The sequence below is a fragment of the Arcicella sp. genome (assembly GCF_964672035.1).
In genome coordinates this window covers 1-20,349 of the sequence record NZ_CBABQS010000080.1, presented here as the reverse complement: position 1 = coordinate 20,349, position 20,349 = coordinate 1, and the positions used below count along the sequence as shown (strand labels likewise).

Here is a 20,349-nt window from a genome sequence, read left to right as displayed (position 1 = left end):
TGATAAGGCAATGACATTGACGTGTAACGAATCTTTACTGGGAACAATTCAACTAAGAATGCAGCAATCGGGCCATAAGCCATTGTTACAAAAACCAACTGAATAAAAATCATCCAAATCAACGTCCAAGTGTCAGAATCATTGATTTTTATGGTTTTAGTAATATCTGGTTTTGGTTGATCAGCTTCGGCTTTCCCCGCCACGATAGTTACTTTTTTCACTTCTTTGTAAGTCGCTCCGTCCACGTAAGATTTGTTCGTAGTCGTGGTAATCAATGAATCTGTCGTTGAACTTGGTGCTAATTCTCTTTTGGTTTCAACTTTCGTTTCGGCAACAATTTCAACTTTATTTTTCAGGTTTCCTGTTTGGTACATTTTTTCATAAATTGGACGGTAACATATCACTGCCAATAACATACCTGCCAACATAATTGGCTTACGACCTATTTTATCCGATAACCATCCAAACAATACAAAGAATGGTGTACCCATCATCAAGGCAATGATTAACAACTTATTAGCTTGATCAAAATCAATGTTCATGATTTTCAAAAGGAACGTTTGGGCGTAAAATTGTCCCGTGTACCAAACCACACCTTGTCCCATTGTTGCGCCAAATAAAGCCAGTAAAACCATTTTAAAATTCTCTTTTTTACCGAAAGATTCTTTCAAAGGGTTGGTTGAAGTTTTCCCTTCGGCTTTAGCTTTGGCAAACAAGGGCGACTCCGACATATTTTTCCGAATCAATACTGAGATATAAACCATCACGATGGATACTAAAAATGGAATTCTCCATCCCCAATCTTCCCAAGTAGCTTTTTCCATTGAATTCTTCGTAATCAAAATTACCGCCAACGAGATAAATAAACCTGCTGTTGCTGTAATCTGAATCCAAGAAGTCCAAAATCCACGTTGTCCTGCGGGCGAGTGTTCGGCCACGTAAGTAGCGGCACCACCGTATTCTCCTCCGAGTGCAAGTCCTTGTAAAAGTCTGAGAACCAACACGATAAGTGGCGCAAAGAATCCAATTGTTTCATATTTTGGCACTAAACCGATGGCAAAAGTTGCTCCTCCCATCAATACCAGCGTAACCATGAAAGTATATTTACGACCAATTAAATCTCCTAAACGACCAAAGAACAAAGCTCCGAAAGGACGAACGACAAAACCTGCCGCAAAAGTGGCTAATGTTGAAAGAAAAGCCGCCGTAGGATTATCTTTCGGAAAAAATTGCGTGGAAATAATGGTGGCCAAACTTCCGAAAATATAGAAGTCATACCATTCAATTAATGTACCCACGGACGATGCCCCAATAATAGCGGCTAATCCTCTGGTGGATGTTTTAGTTTCTATTTGATCTGTTAACATAATGATTATAAAGGGTTTATTTTATTGAGTGATTATTTGGAGTAAGAAGTACGCAGTAATTAGTAGGCAGCATTCAAACTTAACTTCCTTATGATTAGTAAATTATACTTTTTTATTGACTGCATACTACCTACTAAATTGATGGCCTACTTAAAAATTATAAACCATTACTGCTGAAATACGACTATTTGTAGCAGTAAAAGGTCTTGCGTTATCGGATGATCCTGGTTTAAAATCAATCGTTGTTGGCAATGAACCATCTGATGTTGGGATTAATCCTTGAATATCGGCCCATTTCATCATTGATAATTCGTATTCAAGCGCTAATTTCATTTTGCCCGAATAAAAATCTATTCTTGGTGAAATTCTGAACATATTGTCGAAAGTACGGTTGGTAGAGGTGCTTACTCCCCTGCCTTGGAAGGCTAATGTTCCCGCTTTTATACTCGAAGCCGCAATTGAATTTCCTAATCCCATATTCTGTAAATAACCGACAAAAATAGCTGGTTGAAACTTTTTAGAATTTGTCGAGATTAATTCTCCCCACATATTCATCTGATTTTGAGCCTCATATTTCCATTCACCCGTGTTTGCATCTCTATATTCAGCAAAGCCACCCAAGCCCACATATTGCGTGTAGCTTTGTCCGTAGGTGGTGTGGAATTTTGCCGTAATCTTACTCGTTGTCAATTTTGCGTAAGCCAAAAAGTTAAGCGTAAACAAATTTGAGCTAATATTTTTCTGAATGTTTCCCGTTCCCGTTCCGCCGTAAACACCCGTACTTGTATTTTTAGTATCTGTAATTCTTGGTGTCAATGTATTTCCTTCCAATCCTACTGAAGCTAAAAACGTTTTATTTTCAAACGTTAATTGAGAAGCGAAAGCGGGCAACGTAGCAAATTTCTGTGCATCAACGCCTGAACCTACTGCAAACGTTCCTGCGGGACTAAAACCAGCTAAATCATAGCCAAAAATCATTCCCATTAACGATAAATCCTTTCCTACCTTTGAAGTGTATCTCACCTGTGGAACGAATGAGAAGGGATTAAAAGGAATTCCTGTATTAAAATTAGCCGTTCCTGGAAAACACTTTACAATGAAATTAGGATTCCAATATTGTCCAATCATCAGCTGCGATTTTGTCCAATCCATCGCTACAAAAGCATGACGAAGACGTAATAAATTTTCAGTTCCAGTACCCGAACCTCCCGTTCCATTCGTTATCCCGAAGAAATCTGTTTCTAAAGTTCCAGAAATCTTAGCACCAAAAGCCGTAATTCCACCCATTCTCACACCCAAGCGAGTAACAATGGCAGAATATCCTAATTGTGGAACTGAATTGGCATCATCATTTGGATTGGCCGTTAGTGTCGTTCCACTTCTGGTCGGCAAATTAGTGGCATCAGAAGGATAAACATCCAAAACGCCATCTCTCAAATCAAGATTTCTCCGAGAATTCAAATAAACATCATTTCTCAAAAATCCATACACCGTTATCTTTTGCTCGGCAGGCGTTCCTGCGGCGGGCGGTACTACAGGAGCAGGAGTAGCTGTAGTAGTGGTAGTCGTAGTAGCAACGGGTGCTTGTTGGGCGAAAATTTGGGTATGAGCCAACACTCCGCCCATCAGACAGAATAATAGTTTCTTCATGGCACTAATGGTTTTCTTATGGTTTTGTTTTGTTATATTTTGTACAAAAAAATATTGATTTCGTACTATTGTGGCTCAAAGGTCACAAAAAAAACTATACTGTCAATAGCCTTGATATAGTCATGCTATTTTAATATAGTTTTTTATTTTTTTACTTAAAAAAAACCTCAGAAAGCCCATTAAGAACCATTTTTTTTGTGATAAAAATGCTTAATTTTTCAGTCGTTCCCATTTGATGAGCATAAACTTATCTCCCAACTCAGTAACAATCATTCCAGCGTCACGCAGGTTTTCTCTATCAGTATAAAAAGCCACTAACTCCTTGTGATTCATTATCTTATAGGTTGGATAATATTCGGAATTTTTCGGAATTTTTATCTGATATTTTTTCACCCAGTTCATTACTGAAACGTGTGAAACGCCTAAAAGTCGTTCTATTTCACGATAACTCACCCCTTCAATATACAACTGTAATGCCTTAATAACGTAGTAAGTCGAGATGCCTTTTCCCATCTTTTCAACGGTAAAATTATAATTGCAGTCTTTACATTTAAAGCGTTGCTTTTCATTAATAACACCGCTTTTTGTTATATTATTACCATCACAGCGGGGACAATTGGGATTTTTCATATAAAAAATGTGATATAGTATATTTAGCAAATATATAATAAATTAGCAACAAAATGACAATTTAATCAATCTTAAATATCGCAAAATTTAATTTGCTAAATACAAATTTTTCAAAATAATATTTTGTAATCCTAAATTTTACCAAATATTATTCGTTTTGTGCAATACTATTGTAAAACGTTGCATTTTTCGAAGATTAGGCCAGCAAATGAGCCACCGCTTCCTTCAACTTTTCTCTCACCTGACGCTTTTTCAAAATTGTGGGAGGCACCATCCGTTCCGCACAATTTTCAAGCCCACAACGCTCACAAGTTTCGTTTACTTTTCGATGAATTAGCGATGAATCACTTAGAAAATTAACTATACTTTTTAAATTATCATCAATGGCAAAACCAATGGTAATGCTACTATTCATACTCAGATTTGGCGGCGAAGGCTTAGCCAAACATATCACCAAATAATTATTTTCAGTGTCGATATATTCCGATATTTGAGCATTACACAATAATTCCTCCGCATTATAACCATTTTGTTTTTGGATGTTTTCCAAATCTTTTAATAAGGTCAACGACATCCAACGGCGGCAATAATGTTCGTTCATGGCCGTGCCGTGTGGCGTGTGTAATTTGGTGAGGTGCATTTCTTTAGTCAAATAAAACAGGTCATTATCTATCTGATTATTGAAACGTAAATAAAAAAGATTCTTGATTTTAAAATGGCTCGATACAATATTGGTGAAGCGGTGCATAAACACTTCGGGCGTTACGCTAAACAATTTCATGATGCTCAAAAGCATCGAAGAATCCCATTTTGGAGAAGCAAAGAAATAAGTGAGGCGATCAATCAGTAGGTTTTTGTTAATCAGAATCGCTCCCGCAAAGTAAGATGCTCTGAAATTATTTAATACTTGTTCAAACGACTCTACTTCAATAACGGAGGAAATATAAGAACGATTTTTGAGTTGCAAGAACTGATAACCAATCTCACGTCCATAAGTAAACGTCTTTTGCTCCGTACTTAAATCTCTGTTAATCAATAATTTACAGGTTTTTGGATCATAAATTGACCGAATACTTACCAAATCTGGGTAGGCTTCTTTGGTAAACTCTTCGATATGATAACCGTAAAAATTTTGAAGAATATCGGCTAATAAAGTTTCGTTGGGCGAAGTGGTATTGCCAATTTCAAACAATTTTCTGAATTGTTGAGCCGATTCTTCCAAATCATCAAAATAGTTATCGTACATTTCTTGATACGACCTTAAAACCGAAAAATAAAACTGCTCGACCCGCATATCATAATTCCGACTAACTTCAATAATTGTACTAATAAACGCCGAAATCTTGGCGGGTGCTTGCGACATTAATTCAATAAAATCGGAAGGTTCAATACCAAAAATTTCTAAGGGTAGCTCCGTCAGGATATTGGAATTCAACAATTCGGCGATGGGTTCTAATTGCTTACTCAATTTTAAGGATACCAAGGAGTCATAATCAACTTCAAAAGCATCAGCCAAAGCCATGATTTTTTCGGTTTTAGGATATTTTTTGCCTTTCTCAATTTCATTCAGATACGAAATTGATAGGTTTGATTTTGTGGCAACTTCACTCAATGAGAGTTTCTTATCAATTCTCAACTGTCTAATTTTAAGACCAAAGATTATTTTTACTTTATCGCTATTGAGGCTCATAACTTGGATGTTTTTTTGCAAATCTAAGGATATTTACCGAAATACTTTATACTATTTTGTATTAAGCGAATTTCCGCTTTTTATTTTTTAATAATACTTGTACGATATTAATTTGAAATTTATCATAAAACATAAAATTTAATTAAACTATTTGATAAAAATATAATACTTTTTCAAGAAAAATAAAGATATATTACATTTAGCGAAATTTCGCTTGTTTTATATTTTTCGCTTTTGTAGGTTTGTCAAAGAAATCATTACAATTATTTAGCTTTTGATTAAAATTTATCCGAACATAAAATACGCAGCATAACAAAATACATAAAGCCATGATACAGTCCATAGAAGGGGTTGAAATATTAGGAGAAATATCCTTGCCATACCAAGAGATTCTTACCCAAGAAGCGTTAGCATTCGTCAGAGATTTACATCGAATGTTTAACAAACAACGGCAATCACTTTTGCAAAAACGCAAAGACCGTCAAACGGAAATTAATAAAGGGGTAAAATTGGATTTTTTGGCTACTACAACCGCCATCCGGGAAATGGATTGGGCAGTATCTCCTATTCCTACCGATTTACAAGATAGACGAACTGAAATTACAGGGCCAGTTGATAGAAAAATGGTCATCAATGCCTTGAATTCGGGTGCAAAAGTTTTTATGGCCGACTTTGAAGATGCCAGTACGCCTTCGTGGCATAATTTAATGGACGGGCAAATCAACCTGCGTGATGCCATTAGAAAACAAGTTGATTTTACTGCCGAAAATGGAAAAAAATACAGCCTTAAAGAATCCGTAGCCGTTTTGAAAGTTCGTCCCAGAGGTTGGCACATGGAAGAAAATCACATTTTGATTGATGGAGAACCCATTTCAGCTTCCTTATTTGATTTTGGTTTATACTTTTTTCATAATGCTTGGGAATTGGTCAGACGGGGAAGTGGCCCTTATTTCTACCTGCCAAAATTAGAAAGTCACCTCGAAGCTAAACTTTGGAATGACGTATTTCTGTCGGCTCAAGAAGTAATCGGAATGCCTCGTGCCACGATAAAAGCAACCGTTTTAATCGAAACCATTACGGCAGCTTACGAAATGGACGAAATTTTATACATGCTTCGTGAACACATTGCAGGTTTGAATGCAGGACGTTGGGATTATATTTTCTCTTGCATCAAAAAATTCCACAAATTTTCGGAATGTATTCTCCCCGACCGTTCTCAGATTACGATGTCCGTTCCCTTTATGCGGGCATACGCCAAACTTTTGGTGCAGACTTGTCATAAACGAAAAGCCCACGCCATGGGTGGAATGTCAGCTTTTATTCCGAGTAGAAAAGATGAACATATCAATACCTTAGCCTTTGAAAAAGTAACGGCCGACAAGGAATTGGAAGCGTCCACTGGATTTGACGGAACGTGGGTGGCTCATCCCGATTTAGTGGCGGTAGCATTGGTTCCTTTCAATAAAGTATTAGGAGAAAACCCGAATCAAAAGCACGTAATGCTTGAAAATGAAGTCATTACGGCTGCCCAATTAAGTGATTTTACGATTCCTGATGGCTGCATTACAGAAGCTGGCATAAGGATGAATATCCAAATTGGTATCCTTTATATTGAGTCGTGGTTGAGAGGTGTGGGAGCGGCCGCCATTCATAATTTGATGGAAGATGCCGCAACCGCTGAGATTTCGAGAGCCCAACTTTGGCAATGGATACATCACCGAGCTAAAACCTATTATGGCGTAACGATTGATATTTCACTATACAAATTCTTTTTGGCGGATGAAATTCAAAAAATTAAGCAAATGGTTGGGGATGATAATTATTTCAACGGAAAATTCTTCGATGCCGTTAACCTTTTTGACAAATTGGTTACCCAGAAAAAATTTGACCTTTTTCTTACTACCGAAGCATATATTACGCTTTTAGCTGGGGAAGAAGTAGAGGCTTAAAATAGGTATGAATTATAAGTTATATATTATGAATCATTCAAAATTCATAACAAACCGTTTTAACTCATAATTCATACCTCATAATTTATAATTCAATATCAAGCATTTATAACAAAACAAAATCATGAAAATTTCACAAGAAGACAGAATCCAAGAATTAGTAACCGACTGGACAACCAACCCACGCTGGAAAGGCGTTGAGCGTCCGTATACTGCCGAAGAGGTAGCAATTTTGGCAGGTTCTTACAAATTTGATTACAGCATTGCTCGCATGGGAGCCGAACGTCTTTGGGATTTATTGCACACCGACGAATGGGTAGCAGGTTTGGGAGCATTAACGGGAAATCAAGCCGTGCAGGAGGTTCAGGCGGGCATGAAAGCCATTTATTTGAGTGGCTGGCAAGTGGCAGCGGATGCCAATCTTTCAGGAAATATGTATCCTGACCAAAGTTTGTATCCTGCCGATAGCGTGCCAAATGTGGTAAAAAGAATCAATAATGCCTTGTTGCGGGCCGACCAAATTCAATCGGTTGGGGGTGAGGAAAATATTCACTGGATGGTGCCAATCGTAGCAGATGCTGAAGCAGGATTTGGCGGAAATTTAAACGCTTTTGAATTGATGAAATGGATGATTGAAGCGGGTGCTTCGGGCGTGCATTTTGAAGATCAATTGTCATCGGCTAAAAAATGTGGACACTTGGGCGGCAAGGTTTTAGTACCTACCCAAGAAGCCATCAATAAATTAGTGGCGGCTCGTTTGGCAGCGGATGTTTGCGGTGTGCCTACCTTAGTGATTGCCCGTACAGACGCTGAGGCGGCAAATTTGATAACTTCCGACATTGACGAAAGGGATATTAAATTCGTAGATTATGAAAAAGGCAGAACTTCCGAAGGCTTTTATCACGTTAAAAATGGATTGCAACAAGGCATCGACCGTGGGTTGAGTTATGCCCCTTATGCAGATTTGATTTGGATGGAAACTGGAAATCCAGATTTAGCGATGGCTCGTGCTTTTGCCGAAGGAATTCATGCGGTTTATCCTGGAAAGATGTTGGCCTATAATTGTTCTCCATCGTTCAACTGGGCAAAATTTATGGACGAAAAACAAATGGAAACATTCCGTGAAGAATTAGCGGCAATGGGCTATAAATTCCAATTTATCACTTTAGCAGGTTTCCACGCTTTAAACACCGCCATGTTTGAGCTTTCATCGGATTATGTTGCCAACGGAATGGCGGGCTTTTCAAAATTACAACAACGTGAATTTGCTTTACAGTCAAAAGGTTTCAAAGCCATTAAACATCAAGCTTTTGTGGGAACTGGCTATTTTGATGCGGTTCAAAATACGGTTACTGCTGGTTTATCATCAACGGGCGCTTTGAAAGGTTCAACCGAAGAGGAGCAATTTCATTAGAATTATAAAGCTTTTATTGAAGAAAGTACTCAATTCAGACGAAGCCATATAAAATTATAATTAGTTAAATGAAACTATGGAACTTCTCGAAAGTTTTAAACTTTCGAGAAGTTTACCCAAGTCCAGGATAATGCTTTATCTTTTATATTTTTTTTAAAACACTCAATGTCAATGATTTATGGGTTTATCATAACATGAGTTAAGTTGGAAATACACCTACATTAATAAAACATTTCTCATCTAAATTATTGAGAAAATAAATACTTGAATGATTAGTTCGGAGATAATAATAAGCCTGTCCACCTTGTGAGACAGGCTTTTTTGGCTTAAAATTATGAGTATTATGCGAATTATTGACAATTTATGGCACTATTCAAAGATTTTAGCAGAATTAAATAATTTAGCGAATTTTCGCTTGATTTTAAGTTTCCGCAAATCTATCTTTGTATAAGCAATTAGAAGAAAGAATTTAAAACTCCTTTTGTGTATAAAATTATTGAAGAAAACTAAAATAATGAAACGATGAAACATGACATTCTAACGGCTGACTTCAGCGAAACTACTACTCCAACGGTTAATCACCCGCTTTTTAAACAACACCCCGCTATTCACTTAAATCTAAGAATTGCTACTTTAGTTGAAGAGGCTTTGCAAAATGGTGAAGGCGTTCTCACAGACACGGGTGCTTTCATGTGCGATACTGGAAAATTCACGGGTCGTTCCCCTAAAGATAAATTTATTGTCTATGATGAGAAAACCGCCGATACGGTGGCTTGGGGCGAAATCAATCAGGCTTTCGATGGGGATGATTTTGACAATCTCTACCAAAAAATGATCGATTTTGTGGCGGATAAAAAACTGTATGCTCGATATTCCTATGCTTGTGCTTCTGAAAAACACAGAACTAATATTCTCGTAATCAATACCTTAGCGTGGCATAACTTATTTTGTCATCATCTTTTCTTGCGTCCAAGTACGGAAGAAATGGAAAACTTTGAACCAGAATGGACTATTTTAAATATCCCCGAATTTCAAGCTGACCCAACCGTTGATAATACTCGTGAAAAAAACTTTACAATCATTGATTTTACTAAAAAAGTAATTTTAATTGGTGGAACTGGGTACGCTGGCGAAATGAAGAAAGGAATATTTTCTGTCTTGAATTATATTTTACCCGAAGAAAAAAAGGTGCTTTCGATGCACTGCTCTGCCAATATTGGCGTGGATGGCGATACAGCTTTGTTCTTCGGATTATCTGGAACTGGAAAAACAACATTATCTGCCGACCCTTACCGTAAATTAATCGGAGATGACGAACACGGTTGGTATGATAATGAAGTCTTTAATTTTGAAGGGGGGTGTTATGCCAAAGTAATAAATTTGAGTCAAGAACAAGAGCCAGAAATCTTTGGAGCCATTCGATATGGAACAATTTTGGAGAATACTCGATTTATAAATGGTTCAAATACAGTAGATTATTCCAATCATAGTGTTACTGAGAATACAAGAACGGCTTATCCAATTAATTATATTCCGAATGTGGCAGTTCCTTCAATTGGGACTTCTCCGCAAAATATCTTTTTCCTTAGTGCCGATTCTTTTGGGGTTTTACCGCCTATTTCAAAATTAAGCGTTGAGCAGGCTATGTACTATTTTTTATCAGGATATACTGCTAAATTAGCGGGCACAGAAATGGGCGTAAAAGAACCACAAGCTACGTTTTCTGCTTGTTTTGGGGCAGCATTTTTACCCCTTGCTCCCAAAAAATACGCTGATTTACTGGGTGAAAAAATTAAATCAGGCGATGTGAAAGTTTGGTTGATTAATACGGGCTGGTCGGGCGGAGGTTTTGGCGTAGGTTCACGGATGAAAATCGCCTACACTCGTGCCATGATTAGGGCAGTGTTGAAAGGAGATTTTAATCATGTTTCATTCACAAAACATGAAATATTTGGTTTAGAAATGCCACAAACCTGCCCAAATGTACCTGCGGATATTTTGAGTCCACGCAGTACTTGGGCGGATAAAGTAGCCTACGACCAAAAAGCCCATGAGTTAAAGAAGGCTTTTGAAGAAAATTATAAGCGCATTGTTCAATAGCATTATTAGTTTCTGATACGAGAGAACTTGAAGGGTTGTGCAAATTTAGTTATTAAGTTTGCACAACCTTTTTGGCTCAACATTTTTCATATTTATGTTCACTGTGTGTCGGTGAACTACCCGAAAGTTTAATAGGTAATGGAATTATTTCATAGAATTAATCCAAGTCAAAACAGTACGTTTTTTTACAATTTTTCTAAAAAGGCGTCAAAATTCAAACATCGAAAACCGAAAAACTAACACGAAAAGCCCATGCAACCAGAAAACACTTTAGCTTTACCCGTAGGCATTACCCTTGACCGATTTATCAAAAGTCAGCAAGATGCTTTCCCGTACGCAACGGGCGAGCTTTCTCAATTATTAAGGGATATTGCACTTGCTTCAAAAATTATTAATCGTGAAATCAATCGAGCTGGATTGAATGATATCACGGGTGCTTTAGGCCGTGATAATGTGCAAGGAGAAGCCCAACAAAAATTAGATATTATTGCCAATATTCGATTTATTAGAGCTTTAGTAAATGGTGGGCAAGTGGTAGGAATTTTGTCGGAGGAAGATGATGAAATTATCCAAACCAATAATATCAATGCCAAATATGTAGTAGCAATGGACCCTTTGGACGGTTCTTCAAATATTGATGTGAATGTATCCATTGGCACTATTTTTTCAATTTATCGCAGAATTAGTCCCATCGGAACGCCCGCAATCCAAGACGATTTTATGCAAGGTGGTCGCAAGCAAATTGCGGCGGGTTATATTCTTTATGGTTCCTCCACAATCATGGTTTATACGACTGGTAAGGGTGTTAACGGTTTTACTTACGAAAATTCATTGGGTGAATATTTCCTCTCGCACGCCGAGATGAAGATCCCTAAAACGGGTAAAATTTATTCAGTAAATGAGGCATATTTTAACGAATTTCCTAATTATATCAAGGAATTTATCGAAAAAATGCGCCAACAATCGGGTTGTATGGCTCGCTACATTGGCTCATTAGTGGGCGATTTTCACCGAAATTTATTAAAAGGGGGAATCTATCTTTATCCGCCTACTCGCAAATCTGAAAATGGAAAGTTAAGACTTTTATACGAATGCTACCCTTTGGCTTTAGTCCTCGAACAAGCAGGAGGGAAAGCTTGTGATGGACAAAAAAGCATTCTGGATATTGCCCCCCAACAAATTCATCAGAGAAGCATTGTTTATTTAGGTTCAGAAGAATTAGTGGCTGATTTAGACAAAAGAATTAAAAACTATAATGAATTGGTAGCAAAGCAGTTAGCAATTGTATAATTTTAAAAGATAAAAAGGGTAGAAATTTATAAATTTCTACCCTTTTTATCTTTTAAAAAATGTTTTAATCAATCCAAGAGAATTTATATTCCAGTTCTGGGACTTTGATTCTATCGGTTAAACGAGTTAAGCGTTCAGGCAAACGCATCAAATAATCTTGGGCTTTTGCGGCGGCATCGTTAAGTCCTGTCATCGTCGAAACGTTCCAATCGGCTAATAATATATCCAAAATATCCACGTAATCTTTGGCTGTATAAACACCCAAACGTTGAGCGGCATCCGAGAAATGACCGTAAATTCCACCTTTTTCACCGTTCATTTCACGGAGAAAATGGGCTGGCATTACGATTTTTTGTTTCATCATATCGGCAAAAGCAATCATCATTTCCGAAGGGTCAATTTCAAAAATACTTGAAATAAAACTCTTGTAGGCTTTGTGGTGACGCATTTCATCGGCCGCAATCATCAAACACATCTTAGATAAGGAAGCATTGCCATGTTTTTTAGCTAACGAACCCGTCCTCTTGTGTGAAATATTGGTGGCCAATTCTTGAAAAGATGTGTAAACAAAAGTTTTATAAGGATCATCGTCAGTTTTAATATCAAAACCGTCAGCAATTAGATATTGTGTTGACGTTTCAACGGCTTTCATATTCACACGACCAGCCAAATAGACATATTTACTCAACAAATCACCGTGACGATTTTCCTCAGCCGTCCACGCACGTGTCCAACGAGCCCAACCTTGTGGATCTCCAGTCATGTCAACGCCTTGCACCACCATGATTGATGATTCGTAAGTTGGCAATGCCTCCTCCGTAATCATATCACCGATGAGTACTGCCCAATAATCATACGATAATTCTTTGGCAGCTTTTTGAATTTCTTTTACCTCATCAAAAAAAGTTTCCTTGCTGGGGTCTGGCAGAAAGTCTGATGGTTGCCAGTTGGTTTCTATCGGAATTAAGTATTTATCCACGATGCCATCCATTCCGAGGGCAAGGTGATTCATTACTTCAATTCTTTCATTTCGCTTTTCCATGATTTGGGGATTGCAGTGGTTTTGTTATCTATTTACAGAAAGCAACTTTGTTCTTAAATTTTAATTCACAAAGTTAGTGTTTATTTATAGAAATTATCCTGATAATTGTCACTATATTTAGACAATTTTATTACAAACTTCACCATTCTTATAACTTCATACAAATAATATTTTTATTGCATTCGCAACCAATTCCACTCTAAAGCAGTCTCTGATAGTAGTAAATAAATTTCTACTTTTTTAATAACTACACTCGCATAATAATTAGCTTTTAGAGTGATTAAAAGAATTTAATAAGGATATGAAAAAATTTACTATTTTGATAATACTATGTTCATTTAATAATATCACCGTTCAAAGTCAAAATTGTGGCTTTGAAAGTGGTACAACCGCCGACTGGAAATTGTCAAATGGTAAGCTAACCGATAATGGGGCAACGCCAATTTATTCAAGCGAAGTAACTGGAACAGTTGGAACTGGACATATTATTACGAAGAAAAATAACGGAAATGACCCCAAAATATACTCAGAGGAAATCCCGATGGTTGCTCCTGAAAGCGACTATTCCGTAAGGTTTGGTGATATTAATTTGGGCGGGTCATTTTTTAGATTAGCAAAATCATTCACTATCACGCAAGAAAATACGCTTTTCCAATACAAATTTGCTGTTGTTTTGCAGGATGACGCAAGTGGGCATGCCTCTTATCAAAAGCCTGGATTTGGTGTTAAAATTTTGGATAGTAATGGTAATAATATTACTTGTAGTTTTTATGATGTACAATTAAAGTCCTCTTCTACGGTTTCGGTTGATGGATTCAAAAAACAAGGAGACTTAGAATATCGAAATTGGACAACCGTTGCGGTGGACTTACGAAGTTATGTGGGGCAAAATATAACCGTTGAGGCAACGGTACACGGCTGTACCAGAAATAAACATTTTGGTTATGCTTATTTCAATGCAAGTTGTTTGAAATCAGAGGTGCAGCCCGAAACGGGTTGTACCGATGGCATTGGAGCCTTGAATTTAGATGCCCCCGAAGGATTTGAAAAATATGATTGGAGTACGGGCGAAAATACTCGTTCAATTAAAGTAACTGCCGTGTTGGGAACTCAATTTTCTGTTAAATTAACGCCAAAGAGTAGTTTAAACGAAAATTGCAATTTACTGTTGAATTACACCATCAAAAAAAATGAAATTCCTGTAATCGTTGATAAATCTATTTGCATTGGTAATAGTTATGTTCATCGAGGCAAAATGTATAACACAACGGGGACGTTTGTATAAACCGTTGTCAATTCTGCCTTTTGCGATAGCGTTTATACGTTAAACTTAAACGTAATTCCCGTCGCAAGGATAACCAAAAACGTCAATCTTTGCGAGAGTGAACAATTTATATTTAAAGGAAATACCTATAATGCTGCGGGAACGTATTTCAAAACCATTAGCTCAACCGATGCCTGTGATAGTATTTTTACCATCAATGTAAAAATTACAAATATTGCCAGATTTACTAAAAATTTCTCACTTTGTGAAGGACAGAAAGCAAAAGTTGGTGACTCAACGTATTCAAAATCAGGAATATATATCACAACTATCAAACGAACGGGACTTTGCGACAGTCTGGTAACATCCACCTTGAATTATGAAAACTCATTTACCTTAACGATTTCTCCTGAGATTATTATTGAAAAAGGAGAAAATACGGAAATCAAGGTAGATGTTCAACCTGCGGGAATTTACTCATTCAATTGGACTCCCAGAGAAACGCTCGCTTGCAATACCTGTGCGAGTACGCTGGCTGAACCACCCGTTACGACAAAATATGTGGCAACCGTTTCAGTACCGGGTAGCACTTGTTTTAAGAAAATTCAAACGCAGGTCAGCATTCTTTGTGGCGTTTTTGTCCCAACTGCTTTTACGCCCAACGACGACCAAATGAACGATATATTTTATGTAGTTGGCAGCAAATGTGTGAAGCAAATCAAGGAAATATTGATTTATAACCGTTGGGGAGAATTAGTATTCCGAGATGAGAATTTCGTGACCGCCGATTCGTCGCATGGTTGGGATGGAAATTATCAAGGAAAAAGTTTGAATCCAGATATTTTTACCTACAAAATTACTGCAGAAATGAAGAATGGAGAGGTAAATGATTTTTCTGGAGCATTTACTTTATTACGATAAATCACAAAATAAAGTGAGTCTATTACTTATTTTTCCTTGATGATTTCAAAACCAACAAGTTACCACAATTTAACAAATATTTAAGGACAATACCTTTTGAGAGATATTGTCCTTAATAAAGTTTTAAAAATTTTTATCAATCAAATAAATCATCGAAGCCATAGAAGCGGCTCCCATTTCTAATTCACGTTGATTCACCGTTTCAAAACGATCATTTGACGCATGATGATACTCAAAATAACGTTGTGGATCGGGTTTGAAACCTAATAAAACTGTTCCTTGGGGAGCAAGCGGGCCAATGTCTGAACCACCCGAACCTTTGTCAATTTCATTCAGTCCGTAAGGTGATAAAAGGGTACGAAATGCTTTGATTTTCGATAAAATTTCTGCCGAACCTCCTTGTACGCCAAAGCCTCTTGGCGTGAATCCCCCGTTGTCTGATTCCATCGCAAAAATATGCTTTTCGTTGTTGGCTTTCGCTAAATCTGCGTATTTGATTCCTCCTTTATTTCCGTTTTCTTCATTCATAAATAACACAACTCTTATGGTGTGTTTTGGCTTGATATTTAGGGTCTTAAATAATCTTAAAACCTCCATTGATTGAACAATCCCAGTGCCATCATCGTGGGCTCCTTGTGCCAAATCCCAAGAATCTAAATGTCCACCAACTACGATAATTTCATCAGGTTTTTCAGAACCTTTTATCTCGGCAACAACATTATTTGAAGCAGCATCGGGTAAAGATTCGCAAGACTGACGAAAGAAAAATTTAGTATTTGGGCTTTCCTTTAACGTCTTACTCAATAAGGTTGCAGCATTAGTACTAATAGCAGCGGCAGGAATCAGGGGAATGCCCGTAGCATATACCATAGCCCCTGTATGAGGAAAATCGTTATCAGTATTACTCAACGACCTTACTATCACGCCAATTGCGCCTACTTTCGAAGCTTCATTAGCACCACTTCTTCGTTGGTCGCCCGCTTGTCCGTAGGCTTCAAAGGTATTAATTTTGGTTGGATCCATCGGGCGATTGAAGAAGATAATTTTGCCCGTACATTTTTCTTTGCCCAAATCACGCAATTCTTGAAAAGTTTTTACTTCAATTACCTCTGCCGTGATTCCTTTTGGAGCGGTAGCAACAGACCCTCCCAAAGCCACTAAAGGCACCGATATTTTTTGTTTTCCGTTCAAAATATAACCTTCTTCTTTTTTGCCTCGAACCCAATGAGGAACGATGACATCTTGTAAAAATACTTTGTCATAACCGCCTGATTCTAAGAGATTTTTACCCCAAGCAACTGCTTTAGCAGCTCCCGCTGAACCACTCAATCGGGGTCCAATTTTGGTGGTAAGCTCCCGAAGCCAATCATAAGATTTCCCTTTGCTGAGCGTTTCATTGAAGAATTCACGGATTACGGTCGAATCATTATCTTGCGAATAGCCTGATAATGAGAAAGTTAATAAGATAATGGTTGTGATGAATAGTTGTTGTTTTTTCATGTGGGGATTTGTAAGCCGATGCTTCCGCATCGGATATAGGGATTAAATTTTTCATTCCGATGCGGAAGCATCAGTTGGTAATTCTTGCATGGTATACGTTTTCAGGTTCAATTTAGCACTTTCTGACAATATTTGTTCTAAAAATTGGATATCAAAACCATATTCATCCGTTTTTTGAGTAGTTTTAATCAGAGGTTTATGGCCAAATATCATCATAACTGAACCTTCTTCGGAGGCTCTTTTCAATCCTTTCTTAATATCTTCAATTGATAATTTTGCACTCGTATCAATCAACAAAGCATTCACTTTTCGACTACCATCGTGTTGATACAATATTTCGTCAATATCTTCAATTTCATGGGTATAATCAAAATTCCAAAGCGTTCTGGTTTTCATAGAAACATCTCGAAGAAGGGTAAAATACTTCAATAGTTCACGGTCGGAATACCAAGTCTGAGAACCTCCAGGATGCGCAAATGTTTTAGGAGAAAAACCTTGTTTTTTCATGGTTGTAAGAGCGGGAAATATCTCGTTTTTCATGTATTCATCCAAAGAAAAATCCCAAATATAGTACATCGAACGCACGTGCATTGCCCCGTGACATCCAATTTCGTGTCCTTCTTTTTGAAGTTCATGGAGCAATTTCACCTCTTCATCCGAAAGACTATCTGGTTGTGTAATATAAAAGGTGCATTTTGCGTTGTACTTTTTCAGAAGCGGACGTAGTTGATACCATTCTTTCACAAATCTATCATCGAAAGAAACGGCTATTCCAGCTTGTTGAACAGTTTTTTTCTGTTTACAAGCGAAAACCATGACAAATAAAAGGAGGCAAAAAATATTTTTTTGCATGGATAAGGATTCATTTAGTATTTCTTCACTGCAATTATTTGTTCTCTATCGCATAATGATGAGATGACAAAAAACTAAAATAAAGCAACGGTTCTACCAAAATTTACGTTTACTTTTGAGATAAACTAACATACAACAATATTAAAATGTACATAATACCAAAAATTTTTCAACAGTTCCCAGAACTAATCGCCGTTGAAAGCAATAGAAAAGGAGGAGTCAGCAAGATGCCGTACTCTTCTTTAAACTTAGGGCTTAATACAGATGATAAGCCCGAGAATATACTCGAAAATCGAAAGCGTTTTTTTGAATGTCTTGGCATTAAAATGAGTAGAGTTACCCAGAGTTATCAAGTCCATAAAGATAAGATTTTAAAAGTTACCCGTAGCAAGATTTATGAAGGGTATGATGCATTAATCACAGAAAATTCTAACACATTCTTATCAGTAACAGTAGCAGATTGCACACCAGTATTAATTTATGATGCTAAAAATCAAGCTGTTGCTGCTATTCACGCTGGTTGGAAAGGAACGGTTTTGGATATTACCGCAAAAACCCTTCAAAAGATGTCGGATGAGTTCAAAACAAATCCAAAAGATTGCTACGTATATGTAGGAACGTGTATTGACGAAAATTCTTATGAAGTTGGAGAAGATGTGGCGGCTTTGTTTGCTTATGACTTGAAACGATTGGACAAAACGGGTAGGAAACCCAAATTTTTTGTTGATTTAAAGAAAGCGAATGTTACGCAATTATTGAAATGTGGTGTACCTGAAAATCAAATTGAAGTCTCTTCTTATTCTACCGTTTTAGACAATGATTCTTATTTTTCTCATCGAAAAGAAAAAGGCAAAACGGGTAGAATGATTGCTTTGATTGGGGTTAAAAAAGATAAAGTAGCATAGCTATTTGATTGTAGTTGGTGGGTAGAAATACCAAGTAAATTTCTAAGGGTTTAGTTTCTTCCCGAAAGTTTTTTTAACTTTCGGGAAGCTTGTACTTTACGACAAAGCAAAATCCTAATAGCACATTTAAACCAAAATGATAGAAATTTATTCTGAACGATTAACACTCATACCACTTGATAATCAATTACTTACAATATGGAACACCGAAGGCAGGAACAAAATGGAAACCCGTTTAGGACTTAAACCTTCCAATTGGCTCATAGCAGATTTTGACCGCATTGAAACCGAAGATGCTCTACAAAACTTTTGGCTCCCAATGACGGCCGAAAATCAAGGGGATTTCTTCTGGTTTACCAATTGGGATATCGTTTTAGAATCCGAAAATACTGCTATTGGCGGCATTGGATTTGCTGGTTTTCCTGACCAAGAAGGCGTTACAATGGTGGGTTATTTCATTGATGGAAATCATCGTGAAAAAGGATACGCCACCGAAGCACTTAATTGTTTGATAGATTGGGCGAAATTAGAGCCCGCTTTAAAAACCATCATTGCCGATACGCCATTCTTTAATTTTCCTTCGCAAAATGTCCTCAAAAAAGCAGGATTTAAGGAATTTTCCATTGGTGAAACGGTACATTTGAATGAAAAAATTCAAACTAAAAACTGGAAATTGGTTGTGCGTGGGTGAGGTATAACTAATTCTTCCGCATATCCTCGAGCAAAACTTTCTTTTTTGAGATGGTAATGTACGTGCCAATCAAAATCATACGGTTGGCGGATGGCGTTATGGATGTACGAGTTTTTCCGTCTACTGAATAACGATAATTGTAGATTCTTTCTGAGTCTAAAACATTATCAATTGACAAATAAATAACCATAAAATTGCCTATGATATGGGTTAAGTAATTTACCCAAAGACTCATATTATCCACGTCTGGCGTGCGTTCAGACAAGAAATTTGGATTATTTGGGTTGTAATACGGACGACCACTGGTATATGAATACGTAGCAGAAATCGTCATCATGGGTTTAGCGATAAAGTGTTTGTAACCAACGTTCAAATTATGATTTGATACGAACGTTGGTTGAGCTTCGGTAAGATAATTTCCGAACAATCTTTTTGAATCACAATAACTATAATTTACCCACAAATCTCCATTTTTAATCGTTTTGGAATCACGGAAAAATACATCAATCCCTTGGGCGAAACCATGTCCAGTATTATCCGTTTTACCCATCGGAAAACGTTGAGAATTTGCATCAAAATAGCCTTGCCTTGTAGGGTTATTTTCTCACTAAATTATCGTAGTTTTTATGGTAAGTAAGTAATGGGACAAAAATAATCATCAATAATTCATTGTAAATTTAATTTGATACTCTGTACCAAATTGTCTAAAAATATTTTTAATGGCTGTTCTAAGTGAGTGTAAATTAGCATAGTCTTTTATTTTCAGCCACTGGTACTTAATAAATCGTGTTGTACGGTAAGCCCTCAATTAACCCCATCTTTCAATACCTCTATCGATTTACGACCTTTGTCAAAAATAAAATATACTCATGACAAAGGAAACTGAAATGCGAAAGCATTACGATAATTTTTTAGTCTCTGGTCTTACTCGCAAGGTTTACTGCGAAAAGCACACTATCAATGTCCATACTTTTAAATATTGGCAATGCAAACTGGTAGCCAAAACTAAGAGTAGTTTTTTGACTGTCGAAATACCGGAAAAACCTGAGGCCATGGCGTCGATGTTACAACTTGAAATACAATA

Annotated in this window: 18 protein-coding genes; 9 read left to right on the top strand and 9 right to left on the bottom strand. The window is 37.1% G+C overall.

What is annotated here, in order from left to right:
* The 4 genes from AC1W31_RS17150 to AC1W31_RS17135 all read right to left on the bottom strand — a co-directional run.
* On the bottom strand, positions 1 to 1,367 hold a 1,367-nt coding region (locus AC1W31_RS17150; protein ID WP_481735711.1), incomplete at its 3' end, for an MFS transporter.
* 150 nt (positions 1,368 to 1,517) lie between these two features.
* Positions 1,518 to 3,017: a hypothetical protein gene (locus tag AC1W31_RS17145; protein ID WP_481735710.1), complete on the bottom strand. Its 1,500-nt coding sequence runs from the start codon at positions 3,015 to 3,017 to the stop codon at positions 1,518 to 1,520.
* 210 nt (positions 3,018 to 3,227) lie between these two features.
* A complete protein-coding gene (locus AC1W31_RS17140; RefSeq protein WP_481735709.1) occupies positions 3,228 to 3,647 on the bottom strand; it encodes a transposase in 420 nt (139 codons plus the stop codon).
* 196 nt (positions 3,648 to 3,843) lie between these two features.
* Positions 3,844 to 5,337, bottom strand: coding sequence for a helix-turn-helix domain-containing protein (locus AC1W31_RS17135; protein ID WP_481735708.1), 1,494 nt, complete (start codon positions 5,335 to 5,337; stop codon positions 3,844 to 3,846).
* A gap of 329 nt (positions 5,338 to 5,666) precedes the next feature.
* Between AC1W31_RS17135 and aceB the strand changes: the two genes are divergently transcribed.
* From aceB to fbp, 4 genes are all read left to right on the top strand, one after another.
* Positions 5,667 to 7,286: a malate synthase A gene (gene aceB, locus AC1W31_RS17130; protein ID WP_481735707.1), complete on the top strand. Its 1,620-nt coding sequence runs from the start codon at positions 5,667 to 5,669 to the stop codon at positions 7,284 to 7,286.
* A 124-nt stretch (positions 7,287 to 7,410) separates the two neighbouring features.
* The gene (aceA, locus tag AC1W31_RS17125; protein ID WP_481735706.1) at positions 7,411 to 8,700 is read left to right on the top strand and encodes an isocitrate lyase; all 1,290 of its coding nucleotides are present in this window, start codon (positions 7,411 to 7,413) and stop codon (positions 8,698 to 8,700) included.
* Positions 8,701 to 9,222: 522 nt separating this feature from the next.
* A complete protein-coding gene (gene pckA / locus AC1W31_RS17120; RefSeq protein WP_481735705.1) occupies positions 9,223 to 10,800 on the top strand; it encodes a phosphoenolpyruvate carboxykinase (ATP) in 1,578 nt (525 codons plus the stop codon).
* Between the two features lie 252 nt (positions 10,801 to 11,052).
* Positions 11,053 to 12,090 carry a class 1 fructose-bisphosphatase gene (fbp, locus tag AC1W31_RS17115; RefSeq protein ID WP_481735704.1) on the top strand — a complete coding sequence of 346 codons (1,038 nt, stop codon included), beginning with the start codon at positions 11,053 to 11,055 and terminating at the stop codon, positions 12,088 to 12,090.
* Between the two features lie 64 nt (positions 12,091 to 12,154).
* Here fbp and AC1W31_RS17110 read toward each other — a convergent pair whose 3' ends face one another.
* Positions 12,155 to 13,132: an acyl-ACP desaturase gene (locus AC1W31_RS17110; protein WP_481735703.1), complete on the bottom strand. Its 978-nt coding sequence runs from the start codon at positions 13,130 to 13,132 to the stop codon at positions 12,155 to 12,157.
* Positions 13,133 to 13,433: 301 nt separating this feature from the next.
* Here AC1W31_RS17110 and AC1W31_RS17105 point away from each other — a divergent pair, with 301 nt between their 5' ends.
* Positions 13,434 to 14,417: a hypothetical protein gene (locus AC1W31_RS17105; RefSeq protein WP_481735702.1), complete on the top strand. Its 984-nt coding sequence runs from the start codon at positions 13,434 to 13,436 to the stop codon at positions 14,415 to 14,417.
* Between the two features lie 125 nt (positions 14,418 to 14,542).
* Here AC1W31_RS17105 and AC1W31_RS17100 read toward each other — a convergent pair whose 3' ends face one another.
* Positions 14,543 to 14,767, bottom strand: a complete 225-nt coding sequence (locus AC1W31_RS17100; protein ID WP_481735701.1) for a hypothetical protein — start codon at positions 14,765 to 14,767, stop codon at positions 14,543 to 14,545.
* 1 nt (position 14,768) lies between these two features.
* Here AC1W31_RS17100 and AC1W31_RS17095 point away from each other — a divergent pair, with 1 nt between their 5' ends.
* Positions 14,769 to 15,317: a T9SS type B sorting domain-containing protein gene (locus AC1W31_RS17095; RefSeq protein WP_481735700.1), complete on the top strand. Its 549-nt coding sequence runs from the start codon at positions 14,769 to 14,771 to the stop codon at positions 15,315 to 15,317.
* A gap of 123 nt (positions 15,318 to 15,440) precedes the next feature.
* Here the strand turns inward: AC1W31_RS17095 and AC1W31_RS17090 are convergent, their stop codons facing one another.
* Together AC1W31_RS17090 and AC1W31_RS17085 are read right to left on the bottom strand one after the other, a co-directional pair.
* Positions 15,441 to 16,817 (bottom strand): M20/M25/M40 family metallo-hydrolase, encoded by a 1,377-nt coding sequence (locus AC1W31_RS17090; RefSeq protein ID WP_481735699.1) that lies wholly within the window; start codon positions 16,815 to 16,817, stop codon positions 15,441 to 15,443.
* Between the two features lie 51 nt (positions 16,818 to 16,868).
* On the bottom strand, positions 16,869 to 17,669 hold the full coding sequence (locus AC1W31_RS17085) for a polysaccharide deacetylase family protein (RefSeq protein ID WP_481735698.1): 801 nt from the start codon (positions 17,667 to 17,669) through the stop codon (positions 16,869 to 16,871).
* Between the two features lie 146 nt (positions 17,670 to 17,815).
* Between AC1W31_RS17085 and pgeF the strand changes: the two genes are divergently transcribed.
* Both pgeF and AC1W31_RS17075 read left to right on the top strand, forming a co-directional pair.
* Complete coding sequence (gene pgeF, locus AC1W31_RS17080; protein WP_481735697.1) at positions 17,816 to 18,574, top strand: peptidoglycan editing factor PgeF; 759 nt, start codon at positions 17,816 to 17,818, stop codon at positions 18,572 to 18,574.
* A 136-nt stretch (positions 18,575 to 18,710) separates the two neighbouring features.
* Entirely contained in the window at positions 18,711 to 19,265 is a 555-nt protein-coding gene (locus tag AC1W31_RS17075; protein ID WP_481735696.1) for a GNAT family N-acetyltransferase, read from the top strand.
* Positions 19,266 to 19,272: 7 nt separating this feature from the next.
* Here AC1W31_RS17075 and AC1W31_RS17070 read toward each other — a convergent pair whose 3' ends face one another.
* Positions 19,273 to 19,815 (bottom strand): hypothetical protein, encoded by a 543-nt coding sequence (locus AC1W31_RS17070; protein ID WP_481735695.1) that lies wholly within the window; start codon positions 19,813 to 19,815, stop codon positions 19,273 to 19,275.
* Positions 19,816 to 20,134: 319 nt separating this feature from the next.
* Between AC1W31_RS17070 and tnpA the strand changes: the two genes are divergently transcribed.
* Positions 20,135 to 20,349, top strand: a 215-nt coding sequence (gene tnpA, locus AC1W31_RS17065; protein WP_481735694.1) for an IS66 family insertion sequence element accessory protein TnpA, incomplete at its 3' end; no start/stop codon positions are given.

What these genes read in the sequence shown, in the direction of transcription:
- AC1W31_RS17145 (WP_481735710.1), bottom strand. Translation starts at nt 3,017, where the DNA reads ATGAAGAAACTATTATTCTGTCTGATGGGCGGAGTGTTGGCTCATACC.
- AC1W31_RS17140 (WP_481735709.1), bottom strand. Translation starts at nt 3,647, where the DNA reads ATGAAAAATCCCAATTGTCCCCGCTGTGATGGTAATAATATAACAAAA.
- AC1W31_RS17135 (WP_481735708.1), bottom strand. Translation starts at nt 5,337, where the DNA reads ATGAGCCTCAATAGCGATAAAGTAAAAATAATCTTTGGTCTTAAAATT.
- aceB (WP_481735707.1), top strand. Translation starts at nt 5,667, where the DNA reads ATGATACAGTCCATAGAAGGGGTTGAAATATTAGGAGAAATATCCTTG.
- aceA (WP_481735706.1), top strand. Translation starts at nt 7,411, where the DNA reads ATGAAAATTTCACAAGAAGACAGAATCCAAGAATTAGTAACCGACTGG.
- pckA (WP_481735705.1), top strand. Translation starts at nt 9,223, where the DNA reads ATGAAACATGACATTCTAACGGCTGACTTCAGCGAAACTACTACTCCA.
- fbp (WP_481735704.1), top strand. Translation starts at nt 11,053, where the DNA reads ATGCAACCAGAAAACACTTTAGCTTTACCCGTAGGCATTACCCTTGAC.
- AC1W31_RS17110 (WP_481735703.1), bottom strand. Translation starts at nt 13,132, where the DNA reads ATGGAAAAGCGAAATGAAAGAATTGAAGTAATGAATCACCTTGCCCTC.
- AC1W31_RS17105 (WP_481735702.1), top strand. Translation starts at nt 13,434, where the DNA reads ATGAAAAAATTTACTATTTTGATAATACTATGTTCATTTAATAATATC.
- AC1W31_RS17090 (WP_481735699.1), bottom strand. Translation starts at nt 16,817, where the DNA reads ATGAAAAAACAACAACTATTCATCACAACCATTATCTTATTAACTTTC.
- AC1W31_RS17085 (WP_481735698.1), bottom strand. Translation starts at nt 17,669, where the DNA reads ATGCAAAAAAATATTTTTTGCCTCCTTTTATTTGTCATGGTTTTCGCT.
- pgeF (WP_481735697.1), top strand. Translation starts at nt 17,816, where the DNA reads ATGTACATAATACCAAAAATTTTTCAACAGTTCCCAGAACTAATCGCC.
- AC1W31_RS17075 (WP_481735696.1), top strand. Translation starts at nt 18,711, where the DNA reads ATGATAGAAATTTATTCTGAACGATTAACACTCATACCACTTGATAAT.
- AC1W31_RS17070 (WP_481735695.1), bottom strand. Translation starts at nt 19,815, where the DNA reads ATGGGTAAAACGGATAATACTGGACATGGTTTCGCCCAAGGGATTGAT.